Below are 16,065 nucleotides of genomic sequence, written 5' to 3' on the forward strand. Positions count from 1 at the left end.
ACATGCGCCTGTTCACCTCAAAACTTTTCTGGATCGCGGTCGCCGTCGTGGTGATCGCATCCACGCTGCCGCTTTATGTCTCCGGCTACATCCTCGGCCTGCTGACCGTCGCCTACTACTTCGGCGTGTTCGCGATGTCGTGGGACCTGCTGTTCGGCTTCGCCGGTGAGGTCAATTTCGGCCCGACCTTCCTGATCGGCGTCGGGGCCTATACCGCCGGCATCATCAACAACCTCTACGGCGTCTCGCCTTACTTCTGCATCGTCATCGGCGCCGCAGCGGCGGTGATCGCGGGGTTCGTTCTGGCGCTGCCGGCGTTGCGGGTACGCGGTCCGTACTTCGGCCTGACGACGCTGGTCGCAGTGCTGATGCTGCAGAATTTCGTGGTGGTGTTCGCCGATCTCACCGGCGGCGAGATCGGCCTGACCATTCCCGACGTCATCAGCATCGATGCCGGCGTCAACTACTGGATCGCGCTCGGGTTCATGACGATCAGCGCGGCGATCCTGTTCGGATTGTCGCGGTCGCCGGTCGGCCTCGTGCTACAGGCCAGCGGGCAGGACCCGGTGCAGGCCGGTGCGCTCGGCTTCAATATCGTCAAGCACAAGCTCGCGGCGTTCGTCGTCAGCGCGTTCTTCTCCGGCCTGTCCGGCGCGCTGCTGGTGTTTTACTTCGGCACCGCGTCGGTCGGCACCGTCGTCGACATCGCCGTCGGCGTGCAGGTGATCGTGGCCGCTGTCCTTGGCGGACGGCGCACGGTTCTCGGCGCCGCGCTCGGTGCGATCTTCCTGATCGCGGCCGGCGAATTCCTGCGGCCGCTCGGCGAACTGGCGACCTTCGTCGTGTCCGCGGTTGCACTGCTGGCGATCCTGTTCTTCCCGAACGGATTTCTTGGAACGCTTCTGGCCCGGGAGGCACGCACGTGACCGCTGCAGCAGAGACATCGCCGGTTCTTCAGGTTCGCGGCCTCACCAAACGCTACGGCGGATTGACGGCGGTCAAGAATCTCAGTTTCGACCTGCGGGCTGGACAGATTTTCGGGCTGATCGGACCGAACGGGTCGGGCAAATCGACCGCCATGAAATCGATCATGGGCATCGAACGGCCGACGGCGGGCACGGTGACGCTCAATGGCGAGAACCTTGCCGGCCGCCCGGCGCACGAAATCGCGCGCCGCGGGTTCGGCATGGTGTTCCAGCATTCCCGTCCGCTCAACCGGCAGACGGTTCTGGAAAACATCATGGTCGCGCTGTTGCCGGACAGCCTGTTCAAGCTGTTCGCCGATCGCGCGCTGGTCGATCGCGCGCGCTGGATCGCCGAACGCGTCGGCCTCGGCGACGTCGTCGATCGCAAGCCGCCGACGCTTCCCTTCGCCGATCTGCGGCGGCTTGAACTGGCCAAGGCAATCGCCCGCGATCCCAAGGTCGTGCTGGTCGACGAGCCGTTCGCGGGCTTGACGCTCGCCGAGGTCTCGGTGTTCTCCGAACTGATCCGCAGTTTCAGGGACGAGGGGCGGGCGGTGATGCTGGTCGATCACAACGTCAAGAGCGTCGCGGCGCTGGTCGATCAGGTGCTCGCGATGTATCTCGGCGAGGAGATCGTCACCGGCCGCGCCGAAGACGTGATGCAGAACGAGACCGTGCGCCGGGTCTACCTCGGCGGCAAGATCGAAACCTCGGCGCGTCCTGAAACCAGCTTCGCCGACAAGGTGCCGCTGCTTCAGGTCGAGAATGTCAGCGTCCATTACGGCAAGGCGCAGGCGTTGCAGGATGTCTCGATCCACGTCCATGAGGGCGAGTTCGTGTCGGTGGTCGGCCTCAACGGCGCCGGCAAGACCACGCTGTTCAACACCATCTCGGGTTTCCTGCCTTACACCGGCGAAGTCATTCGCGGCGGCGACAAGCTGCGTGGCGAGACGCCGGCGCGGATCGCGCGGAGCGGCGTGGTCCATTGTCCGGAAACCCGTGAGTTGTTCGGCGAAATGACGGTGCGCGAGAATCTCGACCTCGGCGGCCAGCATCTCGATCCGGACGCGCATCAGAAGCAGCTGGCGTGGCTGTTCGATCTGTTCCCGATCCTGAAAGAACGTCAGGGCCAGATGGCGCAAACGCTCAGCGGCGGCGAGCAGCAGATGCTGGCGATCGGCCGCGCCCTGATGTTGCAGCCCAAGATCCTGATTCTGGACGAGCCCACGCTCGGCCTGGCTCCGATCATCCTCGAACAACTGTCCAAGGCGCTGGAAAAGCTGCGGGAGACCACGAAGATCACGGTGCTGCTCGGTGAGCAGAACGTGACGTTTGCACTGCCGCATGCCGATCGGGTCTACGTGCTTGAACATGCCCGGATCGTCTGGGAGGGCGACCCGGCGCGGTTCGCGCAGGAAGCAGGCGCGGGATATCTTTAGTGCGACAGCGCGACGCTGAACCGAGGGGCGATTTGCAGTACCGTAAATATATGAAGGGGATAGACTGATCTGGCCGATACTTGGGAATGGTATCGCGTGAGGGGTTTCAGCCCTCGGCGAAACCGCCTAGCATCTGGCCCAATTCAAGAACTGCCGGAAACCTTCCGGCTGAATGATGCCGATAAACGGCGCTTTCCAGGGAGAAGAAAATAATGAACACCAAGATAAAACTGTTCGGACTCGTTTGCGGATTCGGGCTCGCGATCTCGGTTCCCGCCGGTGCGGCCGACATGAGGATGATGACCGGCCCGCAGGGCGGCTCGTGGATTCCGCTTGGCGGACAGCTCAAGGACATGTGGGAAAAGGCGATCCCCGGCCTCAACGTTCAGGCAGTTCCGGGCGCCGGCATCGCCAACGTGCGCGGCGTCGATGAAGGCAAGGCCGATGTCGGTTTCGGCAACTCGATTTCGACCGTCGATGGCCTCGCGGGCAACGCGCCGTATCCGAAGAAGGTGACCAACGTCTGCAACCTCGCGACGCTCTATCCCCAGTACTATCAGATGGTCGCCAATGCCGACGCCGGCATTCACAAGATTGCCGATCTGAAGGGCAAGGCCGTCACTACCCAGCAGAAGGGCAACACCGGTGAGTTGATCACGCGGCAATTGCTCGAGGTCAACGGCATCAAGTACAGCGATGTCAAGATCAGCTTCGTCGGCTACACCGACTCCGTGAACCAGATGAAGGACGGTCACGCCAACGTCTTCGCGCTCGGCACGCAGATTCCGGCCGGCTCGATCATGGATCTCGCGGCCGCACGTGACATCACGATGATCGACCAGTCCGACAGCTTCGACAAGATGAAGAAGCTGAACCCGGGTTATACGCTCGGCACCATTCCGAAGAACACCTATCCGAAGCAGGACAAGGATGTGAAGGTGATCGCCTATGCGACCCATCTCGTCGTGTCGTGCAAGCTGCCCGCGGACCAGGTCTACACCATGACCAAGACTCTCGCGGCCCACGTCAAGGACATGGCGGCCGTCGCCAAGGCGATGGAAACGCTCGATCCGAAGGGCATGGCCGTGGACATCGGCATCCCGTTCCATCCGGGCGCCGCTAAATTCTACAAGGAAGCCGGTATCACCGTGCAATCGCACTGACGGCGCACGACGGCGGAAGGCTTAAGCCTTCCGCCGTCTCGCTTTATCCATTGTTGCTATCCTTGAAGAGCGGACACCCATAGCCATGAAGATGGACTTCAGCTACGGCGGCTTTATGAAGCTCGCCATCATCGTCGTATCTGTTGCGATGGTCATCTACCACGTATGGGCGATTGCGTTCGGAACCCCGGAAGCCTTCTTCTTCCGCGGTACTCACCTCATGTTCGTGATGGTCCTGATTTTCTTCCTGCATCGCTGGTCGGGGAAGGTTGAGGGTCTGCCGAGCGTCATGGATTGGGTGCTGCTCGTCATGGGCGTGGCGCCGATCCTCTATCTCTTCTTCAACTACGACTACATCATCAACCGCATCTTCTACGTCGACGAACTGACCACGATGGACATCGTGATGGGCACGATGCTGACCGTCATGGTGCTGGAGGCGACGCGCCGCGTCATCGGCCTCGCGCTGCCCATCACCGCGATCGTGTTCCTCGCATACGGGCTGTTCATCGCCAGGCTCGCGCCGACCCAGATGCTCGACCAGCTCTACATGACGGTCGAGGGTATCTTCGGCATTCCGCTGTCGGTGTCGGCGTCGTACGTGCTGATCTTCGTGCTGTTCGGCGCGTTCATGGAGCGCACCGGCACCGGCCAGTTGTTTATGGATTTCGCCATGAGCCTGACCGGCGGCACGGCCGGCGGTCCCGGCAAGGTGTCCTGCGTGTCGTCCGCGCTGTTCGGCACCATTTCGGGCAGCGCGGTGGCCAACGTGATGGTCGACGGTCCCATCACCATCCCGCTGATGAAGCGGTCCGGTTTTCCGCCGCATTTCGCCGCCGGCGTCGAAGCCGTGGCGTCCACCGGCGGTCAGATCATGCCGCCGATCATGGGCGCCGCCGCGTTCGTCATGGCGGAGTTCCTTGGCGTATCCTACGGTCAGGTCATCCTGTGGGCCTTGATCCCTTCGATCCTCTATTACATTGCTGTTTTCTCAGCGGTGCATTTCGAGGCCAAGCGCCGCGGTCTTCTCGGCGTCCCTCGCAGCGAACTGCCGAAGCTCGGCACAGTCATCCGCGAGCAGGGCCACCTGTTCCTGCCGGTGGCAGCAATTCTGTTCGTGATGTATTCGGGCTATAGCGCGCCGATGGCGGCTCTTGCCGGCACCATCGCCTGCTTCCCGGTCGCGGCAATGCGCAAATCGACCCGTCATTATGTGACGTTTGAGAATCTGCTGCTTGCGTGCGTCGACGGCGCCAGGAACGCGCTCGGCGTGGCTGCGGCCTGCGCCGCCGCCGGCATCGTGGTCGCGGTGGTGACGCTCTCCGGCCTCGGTATCGTGTTTACGCAGTTCGTCGTTCACCTGTCGCAGAACTATCTCGTGCTGGCGCTGATCTTCACGATGATCGCGGGCATTATCCTCGGCATGGGTATGCCGACGACGCCGGCCTACATCATCATGACCGCGTTGCTGGTGCCGGCGATCGTCAAGTTCGGCGTCATCGTCCCCGCAGCGCATATGTTCGCGTTCTACTTCGCGGTGCTGTCGGCGATCACGCCGCCGGTCGCGCTGGCGGTGTTCGCGGCGGCGGGAATCGCCAAGTCGGACATCTGGGCCACGGGCCTGGCTGCGGTTCGCATCGCCGCCACCAGCTTCATCGTGCCGTTCATGTTCGTCTACGAGCCTGCGCTGCTGATGATCGGCGACTGGACGACCATCATCTGGAGTTCGACGACGGCTGCGGCGGGCGTCCTGATCTTCGCGGCCGGCCTGCATGGGTATTTTATCACCCATTCCAAGCTGTGGCAGAGCGTGGTGCTGGTCGCCGCGGGTCTGTTGCTGATCGACCCTGGCGTCGCCACGGACTTTATCGGCGCCGGCCTTGCGATATTTGTCGCGGCGATTCAGTTCGCGTCGCGCAAATCTGCCCTGGCGCCTTCACCCAAGGTTGCCCCCGGCCAATAGCACGAAGCAGCGACCATCCTTGTCCGCACGCGGACAAGGATGGTCTTTGCGCGCGGACAAACAGCATCGCAAACATCAAATATGATCTTGATTTCCAGAATTAACGCTTCGGCAAATTCGAAATTTTAATTCTATGATTTCGATATATGTCGCGCGTCCGCAATTCTCGCGCCGATTCGAAATCTCCCTTTAAAATAGCGATCAAACCGCTTTTCGCGCCGAGCAACGCGTGACGTCACGCGGGCATTTCCCGCGTTCATGCGTTGTCTGCAATATCTAATTCATCGATGATAATGCGGATTATTATTCGTTTGTGTAAATCAATGCCACGCGTAGCCTGTCCGGTGTGTGATTGGCGGGGCGCCAGATTCGGTAACGGACGATTCTTCTTTTCGCAGTGCTGCTGAAACGAACGGCTGATTCATGCTGTCCGTAGCGGTTGCCTGCGTCCTGGAGGTCTTCACCGATCACAGGCAGAGCCGGAGTGTTTGCTTCAGTCTCGGGACAAGGGCAGCAGGCGACCGGTTGGCGTGTCCATCAAGCAGATAACTGCAGAACACGGGCAAAGTCCCGCAGGGAGGAAACTATAGTGGCAGTTGTACAGGAACCAGAGACCTACGCCACGTCGTGGCTACCGTTTCTCGACCGGACGCGCACCATCGCGCGGCCCGGATATAGCCGATGGATGGTGCCGCCAGCGGCACTCTGCGTCCATCTTTGTATCGGTCAGGCCTACGCCTTCAGCGTATTCAATCTGCCGATGACGAAATTGCTCGGTATCTCGCAGTCGGGGCCGGGCGACTGGAAGCTCACCGAACTCGGATGGATTTTCTCCATCGCGATGCTGTTCCTCGGCCTGTCGTCGGCGGTGTTCGGCCGTTGGGTTGAAGAAGGCGGCCCCCGCAAGGCAATGTTCACCGCGGGCATCTGCTGGGCCAGCGGCTTCCTGATTTCCGCCCTCGGCGTGAAATTCCACCAGCTCTGGATGATCTATCTCGGCTACGGCGTGATCGGCGGCTGCGCACTCGGCATCGGCTACATCTCGCCGGTCTCGACGCTGATGAAGTGGTTCCCGGATCGTCCCGGCATGGCCACCGGCATGGCGATCATGGGCTTCGGCGGCGGCGCGCTGATCGCATCTCCGCTGTCGGTCTGGCTCATGAGCAAGTTCTCCAGTTCGACCGATGTCGGTGTGTTCAACACCTTCGTCATTCTCGGTTGCGTCTACTTCTGCTTCATGATGTTCGGTTCGCTGATCGTGCGCGTTCCGGCACCGGGTTGGAAGCCGGAAGGTTATGTTCCGGCGACGACGGCGTCGAAGCTGATCACCAAGAACGACGTCTACGTCTACGACGCGATCAAGACTCCGCAGTTCTGGCTGATCTGGGTCGTGCTGTTCCTCAACACCACGGCCGGCATCGGTGTGCTCGGTCAGGCATCGGCGATGAGCCAGGAAATGTTCCCCGGCCACATCACCCCGATCGCCGCGGCAGGTCTTGTCGGTCTGATGAGCTTGTTCAACATGGGCGGGCGGTTCTCCTGGGCGTCGCTGTCGGACTTCATCGGACGCAAGAACACCTACTTCGTCTATATGACGCTCGGTTTCATCCTCTACGTGACCGTGCCTTATGCGGGCGGAACCGGCAATGTCGTGCTGTTCGTGATCTGCTTCCTGATCATCGTCAGCATGTACGGCGGCGGCTTCTCGACCGTGCCTGCCTATCTGCGTGACATGTTCGGCACGCGTTACGTCGGCGCCATCCACGGCATCCTGCTCACCGCATGGTCGGCGGCAGGCATCGCGGGACCTGTGCTCATCAACTACATCCGTGAGTATAACGTCACCCATGGCGTTCCGAAAGCGCAGGCCTACAACGTCACGATGTACATCATGGCGGGTCTCCTCGTGATCGGCTTCATCGCCAACTTCTGCGTCAAGGCCGTCGACAAGCGGTATCACATGAAGACGCGGGAAGAGGCGGATGCCGGTGGCATGCAGCCACAAGGCGCGCCTGGGTCATAAGAGCAAACTTCGATGCGCAGCTCCGCAGAGATTGATACGCCGATCCTGACGCTACTGATGATCTGGGCGACGTATCACATCCTGCGGCTGCGCGCGGAATTCAAACCACGGCATCCGTCGGCGATCGAGGTCGCCGCGGAGACTGCCGGAACCGGCAATCCACCGGGAGGATGAGGCACCATGCAAAACAACACCATGCAGAACGTCGAAGAAACCAGCACCCTGAGACTGATCCTTGCCTGGAGCGTTGCGGGAATCCCGCTGCTCGCCGGCGTCATCCAGACGCTGCTCAATGCAATGAAACTGTTCCAGTGATTAAAATTCGCCCGTGATCGACTGACCACGGGCGTTTACCAGGTTCGGTTTCGGCCGAGCCGTGAATATCCCCAGACCTCGGCCAATCCGCGTCTTCGCGGGTTGGCCGTTTTTTATGAGGACTGCTCAGTCGCGCACGGCGTGGAGGTGGGGGCGCTCGCGGCGCAGGCGGACCAGATTGTTGGAGTGATGGCTTCGCGTGTCGGGCGTCTCGATGGCGATCAGCACACTGCACGGCGCATGATTGAGAACCGACGCGCCGACTGATCCCGACAGCCAGCGCGCCAGCGCGCTGCGGCTGCGATGACCGAGCACGATCAGGTCCGCGCCCATGCCGCGCGCCAGCAGGTCGATCTCGACCGCCGGGCTGCCGATCTTGATCTCCGCCGTTGCGACCAGCCGGCGGCGCCGGAGTTCGGCGAGGCCGTCCTCGAGCAGTTGCTCGATCCGCGTTCGTTCGATGTCCGGGATGAAGGTCATGCCTTCGACCGCAAGCGTCGCTTCGGCGGGATTGACGATCGCCACCAGGTGGATGCTCGACTGGCACAGGCGGCCGAGATCTCCGGCCTGCCGCAGCGCCTCGTCGCCGCTTCTCGATCCGTCATATGCGACGAGGATGTTGCGATACATGCTTGCGATTCCTGCGTTGGTGTCCGCCGTACGGCGTGGTGGGCGAGAGGTCGCGAAGCACTCGTCCGGGTCGGCCGCCGCTATCCCGGTATGGCTGATTTGAAGGCTAATCTCGATTTTAGTTTTGACAAACGAATGTTATTGCCGGTTAATATCGACATATTAGATTTTCGAGGAAGAGCCATGGATACCGAACTTGCGCGGACGTTTCTGACGGTGGTGAGCGCCGGAAATTTCATCGGCGCGGCGGACCGTCTGCACGTCAGCCAGTCCACGGTCAGCACCCGCATCCTGACGCTGGAAGACCAGTTGGGCTGCAAGCTGTTCGTCCGCAACAAGGCCGGGACCATCCTGACCAATGCCGGCCGCCAGTTTCAGCGCCATGCCACCGCGCTGGTGCGGACGGTCGAGCAGGCGCGCCATGACATCGGAATCCCGAAAGGGTTTCGCGGCACGCTGGTGATCGGCGGCCGCGTCGGTCTCTGGGAAGAGTTCCTGTTCGAGTGGCTGGCGATGATGCAGAAGAATAGCCCGGATCTGTCGATGCGCGCCGAGATCGGCTTCGAGTCCGACATCATGCAGGGACTGGTCGAGGGGCGCGTCGATATCGGCGTGATGTATACGCCGCAAAGCCGCCCGGGCCTGAAGGTCGAACAGTTGTTCGAGGAAAAGCTGATCCTCGTCTCCACCAACCCGCGCGCCAAACCCGAGCCGCAGAACGGCTACGTCTATGTCGATTGGGGTCCGGAGTTTCAGGCTCGGCACAGCGCATGTTTTCCGAACTATGTCGGCCCCGCGCTCACCGCCAATGTCGGCTGGCTGGGGCTGCAGCACATTCTTCAGAACGGCGGGGCAGGCTATTTCCCCAAGCGCAGCGTGCAGCCGCATTTGAGATCGAAGGAACTGACGGCGGTGCGCGGCGCGCCGGAATTCTCTCTTCCGGCCTACGCGGTTTATCCGCTCGAACACGACGCCGATATTTTTGGCGATGCGTTGCAGGTGATGCGGGGAATTTCCGATTCCAAGAAGTCGGGAAAATCGATCAAGGGCATCACCAACATCCGGTTGGGGTGAGAGGCAGGCCGGAGACGCTGCACCGGTTGGAGCGCGGGTGTGTGGGCAGGCGGGCCAGTCCCGCCCGGCGTGCAGGCCCGGCAATTTCGGCCCTGCGGCGCGGCAAGCGCGCATCCGGTCATATCGGCTAATTCGATTTCATCGGTTGATACTTGTGATTTGTAAAATGGGAAGATGATCCGGTGATTTGCCGGCGGACAAGACGCCTGCGCAACACGGATGCGCGCCCCGCGATGGCGCGCCGATGACCGGAGACGTCGCCATGCGGCTGCTGATGGATCGCAGTTTCATACTGACCATTCTCGCCGTGGTGGTGTTCGCCACGATCCTGGCGTTCGGGCTCGGGGCGTCTGCGGAACTGATCTGCACGATTCTCGGCCTGGGGGTGGTCACCGCGGTCGCCGAAAACCACTTCAGATCGCAAAGACCGACCTGAAAACCGCATTTTCCTGAACTTCCGCTAGAATAACCGGGCAATTCGCCTTTGGCCGGGAACCTTTTTCCTTTGCCGCCATCCAACCCGGCAAAGAGGAGATTGTCATGGAGCAATCACAAGGCCGGCGTGCCGTTGCTATTCCTGCCGGGCTGGACGACGCCGAACTGGTCCGTCTCGCCGTGGCCGGCGAGGGCGGGGCGTTTCGCGCCATCATGCAGAAATACAACCAGCGGCTCTATCGCGTCGCGCGCAGTATCCTGCGCAACGACAGCGAGGCCGAGGATGCCGTGCAGGAAGGCTACCTGCGGGCCTTCACCCATCTGGGCAGCTTTCGCGGCGAGTCGAGCCTGTCGACCTGGCTGTCGCGCATCGTGATGAATGAGGCGCTCGGCCGGCTCAGGTCACGGCGCGCCACGGTTGAGATCGATACTTTCGAGCGGCAGGAAACCGCGGCGCAGATCATTCCGTTTCCTCTCGCATCACAATCCGACGATCCGGAACGTACAATGGCTCAGCGCGAACTTTTGAATCTGGTCGAGCAGGCCACCAACAATCTTCCCGAGGTCTATCGCATTGTCTTCGTCACGCGGGTGATCGAGGGCATGAGCGTGGAAGATACCGCCGAGCTTCTCAGCATCCGGCCGGAAACCGTCAAGACGCGGCTGCACCGCGCGCGGCGTCTGGTGCGCGAGCAACTCGACAAGCAGATCGGCCCGGTGCTGATGGACGCGTTTCCGTTCGCCGGCCGCCGCTGCGAGCGCATGACCGGCGCGGTGATGAAGCGGCTCGGCTTCGACGACTGATCGCCGGAAACCTTTTCGCACCTCGACCATCCAACCCGACACCGATCCATCAGAAAGCTCGGCGCTGTATGGCGCTGGCTACAGGAGATGATCCGATGAGTTCAAACGTGCAGCCGCTGGAGCGGACCAAAATTTCGGACACCGAGCCCGGACGCCCGCGCCGCTCTGAAGTCGAAGCGGCGTTCCGCACCATCATCCGCTGGACCGGTGACAATCCGGAGCGCGATGGCCTGATCGAAACGCCGAGCCGGGTGGCGCGCGCGTTCGAGGAATTTTTCATCGGCTATTCGCAGAATCCCGTCGAGATCCTGAAAAAGACCTTCGAGGAAATCGAAGGCTACGATGAGATGATCGTGCTGCGCGGCATCCGGTTCGAAAGCCACTGCGAACACCACATGGCGCCGATCGTCGGCAAGGCCTGGGTCGCCTACATCCCGAACGGCCGGGTGGTCGGCATCAGCAAGCTCGCCCGCGTCGTCGAGACGTATGCCAAGCGGTTGCAGATTCAGGAAAAGATGACGGCGCAGATCGCCAACACCATCAACGATGTGCTCAAGCCGCAAGGGGTGGGTGTCATCATCAAGGCAACCCACCACTGCATGACGACTCGCGGCGTTCACAAACCTGACACGGACCTCGTCACCAGTCGTATGCTCGGCTGCTTTCGCGACAACGCGATCACCCGCCAGGAATTCCTCGGAATGGCGGCGGAGTAATCGCCGCCGCTGCCAGGATGCATGGAGACAATCATGTCGCAGGATAACGTCGCCCCCGGCGGTCCGGACCTCACGCGCGGCGTCTCGCCCGCCGACTTCGCTGGCAACAAGATGGTTGGCCATGTCGGCGATCAGGAGGTGCTGCTGATCCGTACCGATGACGAGATTTTCGCCATCGATGCTCATTGCAGCCACTATCACGCGCCGCTGGTCGACGGACTCGTGGTCGGCGCCAGTGTCCGTTGTCCGTGGCACCATGCCTGTTTCGATCTGAAAACCGGCGAGGCGACCCGTGCGCCGGCGTTCAATCCGCTGGCGTGCTGGAATGTCGAGCAGCGTGACGGCCTGATCTTCGTCTACGGCAAGCGCGACGAACCGCAGCCGCAGGCCGCGACGGCTAAGGCCGCTGCGCCGGAAAAAATCGTTATCGTCGGCGGTGGTGCCGCGGGTTTCGCTGCGGCCGACATGCTGCGGCGGAAAGGTTTCGGCGGCAGCATCGTCATGCTGAGCCGGGAGGGCGGGACGCCGGTCGATCGTCCCAACCTGTCGAAGGATTATCTCGCCGGCAGCGCGCCGGAAGACTGGATGCCGCTGCGGCCGGACGACTGGTACGTCGAAGCCGGCATAGAGTTGCACAGCGATGCCGACGTTTCAGGCATCGATACCGCAGCGCACCGGGTGACGACGGCGAACGGAAAAGCCTTTTCCTATGACCGGTTGTTGCTTGCAACCGGCGCGGAGCCCGTTCGCCTGACCGTCCCCGGCGCGGAGCTGCCGCATGTGCATACCCTGCGTTCGCTTGCCGACAGCCGCGCCATCATCGACGCAGCCAAGAGTGCGCGCCGCGTCGTGGTGGTCGGGGCGAGTTTCATCGGGCTGGAAACCGCCGCCGCGCTGCGCGCTCGTGATCTCGAAGTTCATGTGGTCGCGCCGGAACAGCGGCCGATGGAGCGCATCCTCGGGCCCGGCATGGGCGATTTTGTCCGCGCGCTGCACGAGGAGCATGGCGTCGTTTTCCATCTCAACGACACGGTCACCGCCATCGAGCCGAAACGTGTCGTGCTGAAAAGCGGTGCGGCGATCGAGGCCGATCTCGCGGTGGTCGGCATCGGCGTCCGGCCACGGCTGGATCTTGCGGAACGCGCCAACCTCGCGCTCGATCGCGGCGTCGTCGTGAACGCCTGTCTCGAGACCAGCGCCTCCGGTGTTTTCGCCGCCGGCGATATCGCGCGGTGGCCGGATCCTCATTCGGGCGAAAGCATCCGCGTCGAGCATTGGGTCGTCGCCGAACGTCAGGGGCAGGTTGCCGCGCGCAACATGCTCGGCGAACGCGTTGCGTTCGATGCGGTGCCGTTCTTCTGGAGCCAGCATTACGACATTCCGATCAACTATGTCGGCCACGCCGAGCGCTGGGACGAGATTTCGGTCGATGGCGATATCGCCGCGAAGGATTGCCTGCTGCGCTACAAGTCGAAGGGCCGTGTGCTCGCGGTCGCGTCGATCTTCCGCGATGTCGCGAGCCTGAAGGCCGAACTGGATATGGAAAAGGAGACGGCGGGCGTCTGACGCGCGCGCGATCTCCGCGGATTCTTTTTCGGGTTTCCGGGAACCTTCCTCACGGAAAACCATCCAACCAGTGTTCAACATCCAAACAAGGCCGGCGCTGAATCAGCGACCGGCGACAGGAGTATGCCATGTTCGTTCGACTGAGCGCGGTGATTGCCGCAGCGTGCCTCGTAAGCAGCGCGGCTTTTGCGCAAGGGGCCGCAAAGCCGACAGATCCACAGATCGCACATATCGCCTACACCGCTGGCGCAATCGACGTGACTGCCTCCAAGCAGGCGATTTCGAAATCCAAGAACAAGGAAGTCGTCGCGTTCGCAAAAGACATGCAGCGCGACCATGAAGCCGTGAACAAGCAGGCGCTTGATCTCGTCAAGAAGCTCAAGGTCACGCCTGAGGACAACGACACCAGCCGTTCGCTGTCCAAGCAGGCTGCCACCAAGCAGACCGAACTGGCGAAGCTCAGCGGTGCCGCTTACGACAAGGCCTACATCGCCAACGAGGTCGCCTACCACAAGGCCGTCAACGGTGCGCTGGAAACCTTGCTGATTCCGTCGGCCAACAATGCCGAACTGAAGAGCCTGCTGGAGACCGGCCTCAAGATCTTCCAGGGCCACCTTCAGCACGCCGAGCACGTTGCGGCGACGGTCAAGTAAGGAGCGCGACATGCGACAAGGACGATATTTTTTCGCCTTTGCAGTCCTGGCATGGACGTTGAGTATCGTCCCGGTCCGCGCGGAGACGATCCAGGTCGTCATCGACAAGCTGGTCTTCGCGCCCGTGGAGATCAAGGCGAAGGTCGGCGACACCATCGATTGGGTCAACAAGGATATTCTGGCCCATACCGCGACAGTGAAGGGCGATTGGGACGTGCTGATCCCCGCCAAGAAGACCGTGAGCTTCGTGCTTAAGACAGCAGGCGATGTCGAGTACTACTGCCGCTTCCACCCCAACATGAAGGGGCGGATCTCGATCGCAGCGAAGTAACCGGCCGCGGTGGATGCGGGCGCGTAGGTTCAGTTCCCGCTACGCGCCCGCAAGCTGGAAGCGTTCGCCCTTTGCAAGCATGACGCCATGCGCGCCGGCAATGCCCAGCTCAAGGCTTTCGGCGATCCGGTGCGCACGCTCGATGAAATGCACCGCCGCCTTCGGCGGGCACAGTTCGCGAGCGGTCGCCTCGAACAGCGCGAGCCAGCGGTCGAAATGACCGCCGTCGACCGGCAAGGGCAGGTGCTTCTGCATCGGCTGGCCGTGATAGCGCCCGCTCATCAGGGCGACCGACGACCAGAATGCGCACATGCGCTGCAGGTGCGGTTCCCAATCGGTAATGCGTGCTTCGAAAATCGGGCCGATCAGGTCGTCATCGCGGACGCGGGCATAGAACCCGCGAACGAGCTGATCGATCATGGGCTCGTCAATGCCGGTCTCAAGCTGGATCGCCTGGGTCATGGCCTGGCGGCGTTCGGCGGCGGAGAGTTCGGTGGTCATTCGGGGTCTTTCAATCGCAATTGTGCTCTGGGCGTGGCAGTCAAATACCGGGGCGGGATTTGCGGAGCCGGGCTTCGGCAACCAGCAGCGCGATGTCCGCTCCGACACGCAAATCCTCTTCGGCGCCCAGAGTATGCTTGCGAATATAGCCCTCGTCATTGATCAGGACCAATGTTGGGGTCCCTTTCATGCCGTAGGCTGCCATGGTTTTGGGGAGTGGGCCGTCGTCGCCGGGCTGATCGACCGCGATCGGAAAATCGAGCCGGTATTCATGGATGAAGGCTTCGAGCGAGGTCGGCGTCATCGCCGCGTGGTGCTCGAACACCGTGTGAATCCCGATCACCGCGACATCGTCTTCGGAAAACAGTTTGGCGATGCGCTGCGCCTGCGGCAGGCCGGACTGCACGCAGCCAGGACACAGCATCTGGAAGGCGTGCAGCACCACGACCTTGCCGCGCAGGGCGGCCAGGCTGATCGGCGTTTTGGTATTGAACCATTGCGTGACCGTGAGGTCCGGCGCGCGGATGTTTTGCGGAGTCACGAGGGTATCCAGAGGGGATTCATATGGTGTTGAACGTCAAGTAGTGACGCGCGCCGCTTCTGCAAGCTCGCGCCTCAGCCGGCGAAGTTCCTCGAAGTGCGGCGTCACGTCGCGCATGATCGCGGCCATCCCCGACGGCTTGCCGCCCTCCTGCAGCATGATGATGGTGAATTCCACCGAGATGCGGCGGCCGTCTTTCGTCAATGCGGGCACTGCGAGCAGATCGCCGGAGCCGTAGCGCGTTTCGCCGGTCTCCATCACCTTGGTGTAACCGTCCCAATGCCGCTTGCGCTGGTTCTCCGGAATAATGATGTCGAGCGACTGCCCGTGGGCTTCTTCGGCAGTGAAGCCGAAGATGCGGACCGCACCCGGATTCCAGAACCGGATCAGGCCCTCGCGATCGGTTTCGACGATGGCGTCGGAAATCGTGTGGAGAACAGCGTCTGCGAGTTGATCGCTCATCGAACCAGCTTTCATCGAACGGCTTTCCTAGGGTCACAATAGCGTTGGTCTGCTGCGCAAACCAGCGCGCCTGCCGACCGCATTTCGGGTGCAATTCCAATACGATGCCACGCGGACCCGCAGCGGTGGGCCGGTGACTCCCAAAAGTCAGGGTCGCATTGGGAGGAGAGCCCGACAAACGAATATTGCCGATCTCACGGTTCGGAAATACCGATGCTGCGGATCGGCCGTTGCTCGGTCACAGGCCGCACCGGGCGTTGCCTTCGTCGAGCGTCCGTTCATGGGCAAGTCGTCGGCGTTCGTCGCGTTCCTCAACGTCGACGGCGGCGTCATGTTCAAGGTGTTCGTCGGCCGCGACGAAGCGCGCCAGCTCAAGGCCGACCAGCTCGCGAAATTCCGCGAACTGGCGAAGGCGGCGGATTGAGTATGAGTTTCTTCGTCATGGCCGGGCCTGTCCCGGCCATCCACGCCTTTTCTGCTGCTG

18 protein-coding genes and 1 pseudogene are annotated in these 16,065 nt (G+C 61.9%); 15 read left to right on the forward strand and 4 right to left on the reverse strand.

Features of this window, described 5'->3' with window-relative positions; genetic code table 11:
• Nucleotides 1–2: 2 nt before the first annotated feature.
• From ASC80_RS20135 to ASC80_RS24585, 7 genes are all read left to right on the forward strand, one after another.
• Complete coding sequence (locus ASC80_RS20135; RefSeq protein ID WP_056301325.1) at nt 3–926, forward strand: branched-chain amino acid ABC transporter permease; 924 nt, start codon at nt 3–5, stop codon at nt 924–926.
• A complete protein-coding gene (locus ASC80_RS20140) occupies nt 923–2,404 on the forward strand; it encodes an ATP-binding cassette domain-containing protein (protein ID WP_056301327.1) in 1,482 nt (493 codons plus the stop codon). Before ASC80_RS20135 ends, ASC80_RS20140 begins: the two co-directional genes overlap by 4 nt.
• 212 nt (nt 2,405–2,616) lie before the next feature.
• Complete coding sequence (locus ASC80_RS20145; RefSeq protein ID WP_056301328.1) at nt 2,617–3,567, forward strand: TAXI family TRAP transporter solute-binding subunit; 951 nt, start codon at nt 2,617–2,619, stop codon at nt 3,565–3,567.
• Nucleotides 3,568–3,652: 85 nt separating this feature from the next.
• Nucleotides 3,653–5,530 (forward strand): TRAP transporter permease, encoded by a 1,878-nt coding sequence (locus ASC80_RS20150; RefSeq protein ID WP_056301330.1) that lies wholly within the window; start codon nt 3,653–3,655, stop codon nt 5,528–5,530.
• Between the two features lie 589 nt (nt 5,531–6,119).
• Complete coding sequence (locus ASC80_RS20155) at nt 6,120–7,553, forward strand: L-lactate MFS transporter (RefSeq protein WP_502690989.1); 1,434 nt, start codon at nt 6,120–6,122, stop codon at nt 7,551–7,553.
• A gap of 12 nt (nt 7,554–7,565) precedes the next feature.
• Entirely contained in the window at nt 7,566–7,727 is a 162-nt protein-coding gene (locus ASC80_RS23885) for a hypothetical protein (protein ID WP_156464472.1), read from the forward strand.
• A gap of 6 nt (nt 7,728–7,733) precedes the next feature.
• A complete protein-coding gene (locus ASC80_RS24585) occupies nt 7,734–7,868 on the forward strand; it encodes an MFS transporter small subunit (RefSeq protein WP_283805058.1) in 135 nt (44 codons plus the stop codon).
• 126 nt (nt 7,869–7,994) lie between these two features.
• Here the strand turns inward: ASC80_RS24585 and ASC80_RS20160 are convergent, their stop codons facing one another.
• Nucleotides 7,995–8,498 carry a universal stress protein gene (locus ASC80_RS20160; protein WP_056301332.1) on the reverse strand — a complete coding sequence of 168 codons (504 nt, stop codon included), beginning with the start codon at nt 8,496–8,498 and terminating at the stop codon, nt 7,995–7,997.
• Between the two features lie 183 nt (nt 8,499–8,681).
• On the opposite strand from ASC80_RS20160, the gene ASC80_RS20165 reads away from it, so the two are divergent.
• The 7 genes from ASC80_RS20165 to ASC80_RS20195 all read left to right on the forward strand — a co-directional run bounded on the left by ASC80_RS20165 (nt 8,682) and on the right by ASC80_RS20195 (nt 14,077).
• Complete coding sequence (locus ASC80_RS20165; protein ID WP_056301333.1) at nt 8,682–9,572, forward strand: LysR family transcriptional regulator; 891 nt, start codon at nt 8,682–8,684, stop codon at nt 9,570–9,572.
• A 262-nt stretch (nt 9,573–9,834) separates the two neighbouring features.
• Nucleotides 9,835–10,008 carry a hypothetical protein gene (locus ASC80_RS20170; RefSeq protein ID WP_210168417.1) on the forward strand — a complete coding sequence of 58 codons (174 nt, stop codon included), beginning with the start codon at nt 9,835–9,837 and terminating at the stop codon, nt 10,006–10,008.
• A 104-nt stretch (nt 10,009–10,112) separates the two neighbouring features.
• Complete coding sequence (locus ASC80_RS20175) at nt 10,113–10,811, forward strand: RNA polymerase sigma factor (RefSeq protein WP_056301336.1); 699 nt, start codon at nt 10,113–10,115, stop codon at nt 10,809–10,811.
• Nucleotides 10,812–10,906: 95 nt separating this feature from the next.
• Nucleotides 10,907–11,527, forward strand: a complete 621-nt coding sequence (folE, locus tag ASC80_RS20180; protein WP_056301774.1) for a GTP cyclohydrolase I FolE — start codon at nt 10,907–10,909, stop codon at nt 11,525–11,527.
• 33 nt (nt 11,528–11,560) lie between these two features.
• Nucleotides 11,561–13,093, forward strand: coding sequence for an FAD-dependent oxidoreductase (locus tag ASC80_RS20185; RefSeq protein WP_056301775.1), 1,533 nt, complete (start codon nt 11,561–11,563; stop codon nt 13,091–13,093).
• A gap of 128 nt (nt 13,094–13,221) precedes the next feature.
• Nucleotides 13,222–13,746 (forward strand): DUF4142 domain-containing protein, encoded by a 525-nt coding sequence (locus tag ASC80_RS20190; protein WP_056301337.1) that lies wholly within the window; start codon nt 13,222–13,224, stop codon nt 13,744–13,746.
• A gap of 10 nt (nt 13,747–13,756) precedes the next feature.
• Nucleotides 13,757–14,077, forward strand: coding sequence for a plastocyanin/azurin family copper-binding protein (locus ASC80_RS20195; RefSeq protein ID WP_056301339.1), 321 nt, complete (start codon nt 13,757–13,759; stop codon nt 14,075–14,077).
• A gap of 39 nt (nt 14,078–14,116) precedes the next feature.
• Here ASC80_RS20195 and ASC80_RS20200 read toward each other — a convergent pair whose 3' ends face one another.
• Genes ASC80_RS20200 through ASC80_RS20210 form a run of 3 tightly spaced genes read right to left on the reverse strand, consistent with a single transcriptional unit; the run spans nt 14,117 to nt 15,581 of the window.
• The gene (locus tag ASC80_RS20200; protein WP_056301340.1) at nt 14,117–14,578 is read right to left on the reverse strand and encodes a group III truncated hemoglobin; all 462 of its coding nucleotides are present in this window, start codon (nt 14,576–14,578) and stop codon (nt 14,117–14,119) included.
• A gap of 40 nt (nt 14,579–14,618) precedes the next feature.
• On the reverse strand, nt 14,619–15,119 hold the full coding sequence (locus tag ASC80_RS20205) for a peroxiredoxin family protein (protein WP_082512695.1): 501 nt from the start codon (nt 15,117–15,119) through the stop codon (nt 14,619–14,621).
• A gap of 36 nt (nt 15,120–15,155) precedes the next feature.
• Nucleotides 15,156–15,581 carry a PAS domain-containing protein gene (locus ASC80_RS20210; RefSeq protein ID WP_056301779.1) on the reverse strand — a complete coding sequence of 142 codons (426 nt, stop codon included), beginning with the start codon at nt 15,579–15,581 and terminating at the stop codon, nt 15,156–15,158.
• A 253-nt stretch (nt 15,582–15,834) separates the two neighbouring features.
• Between ASC80_RS20210 and ASC80_RS20215 the strand changes: the two are divergent.
• A pseudogene (locus ASC80_RS20215) lies at nt 15,835–16,005 on the forward strand (ChuX/HutX family heme-like substrate-binding protein); the annotation flags it as partial.
• Nucleotides 16,006–16,065: the final 60 nt, after the last annotated feature.

This window comes from Afipia sp. Root123D2, assembly GCF_001425835.1.
Classification (GTDB): Bacteria; Pseudomonadota; Alphaproteobacteria; order Rhizobiales; family Xanthobacteraceae; genus Afipia.

Coding starts and splice junctions, on each gene's coding strand:
- ASC80_RS20135 (WP_056301325.1), top strand. CDS start 3: ATGCGCCTGTTCACCTCAAAACTTTTCTGGATCGCGGTCGCCGTCGTG.
- ASC80_RS20145 (WP_056301328.1), top strand. CDS start 2,617: ATGAACACCAAGATAAAACTGTTCGGACTCGTTTGCGGATTCGGGCTC.
- ASC80_RS20150 (WP_056301330.1), top strand. CDS start 3,653: ATGAAGATGGACTTCAGCTACGGCGGCTTTATGAAGCTCGCCATCATC.
- ASC80_RS23885 (WP_156464472.1), top strand. CDS start 7,566: ATGCGCAGCTCCGCAGAGATTGATACGCCGATCCTGACGCTACTGATG.
- ASC80_RS24585 (WP_283805058.1), top strand. CDS start 7,734: ATGCAAAACAACACCATGCAGAACGTCGAAGAAACCAGCACCCTGAGA.
- ASC80_RS20160 (WP_056301332.1), bottom strand. CDS start 8,498: ATGTATCGCAACATCCTCGTCGCATATGACGGATCGAGAAGCGGCGAC.
- ASC80_RS20165 (WP_056301333.1), top strand. CDS start 8,682: ATGGATACCGAACTTGCGCGGACGTTTCTGACGGTGGTGAGCGCCGGA.
- ASC80_RS20170 (WP_210168417.1), top strand. CDS start 9,835: ATGCGGCTGCTGATGGATCGCAGTTTCATACTGACCATTCTCGCCGTG.
- ASC80_RS20175 (WP_056301336.1), top strand. CDS start 10,113: ATGGAGCAATCACAAGGCCGGCGTGCCGTTGCTATTCCTGCCGGGCTG.
- folE (WP_056301774.1), top strand. CDS start 10,907: ATGAGTTCAAACGTGCAGCCGCTGGAGCGGACCAAAATTTCGGACACC.
- ASC80_RS20185 (WP_056301775.1), top strand. CDS start 11,561: ATGTCGCAGGATAACGTCGCCCCCGGCGGTCCGGACCTCACGCGCGGC.
- ASC80_RS20190 (WP_056301337.1), top strand. CDS start 13,222: ATGTTCGTTCGACTGAGCGCGGTGATTGCCGCAGCGTGCCTCGTAAGC.
- ASC80_RS20195 (WP_056301339.1), top strand. CDS start 13,757: ATGCGACAAGGACGATATTTTTTCGCCTTTGCAGTCCTGGCATGGACG.
- ASC80_RS20200 (WP_056301340.1), bottom strand. CDS start 14,578: ATGACCACCGAACTCTCCGCCGCCGAACGCCGCCAGGCCATGACCCAG.
- ASC80_RS20210 (WP_056301779.1), bottom strand. CDS start 15,581: ATGAGCGATCAACTCGCAGACGCTGTTCTCCACACGATTTCCGACGCC.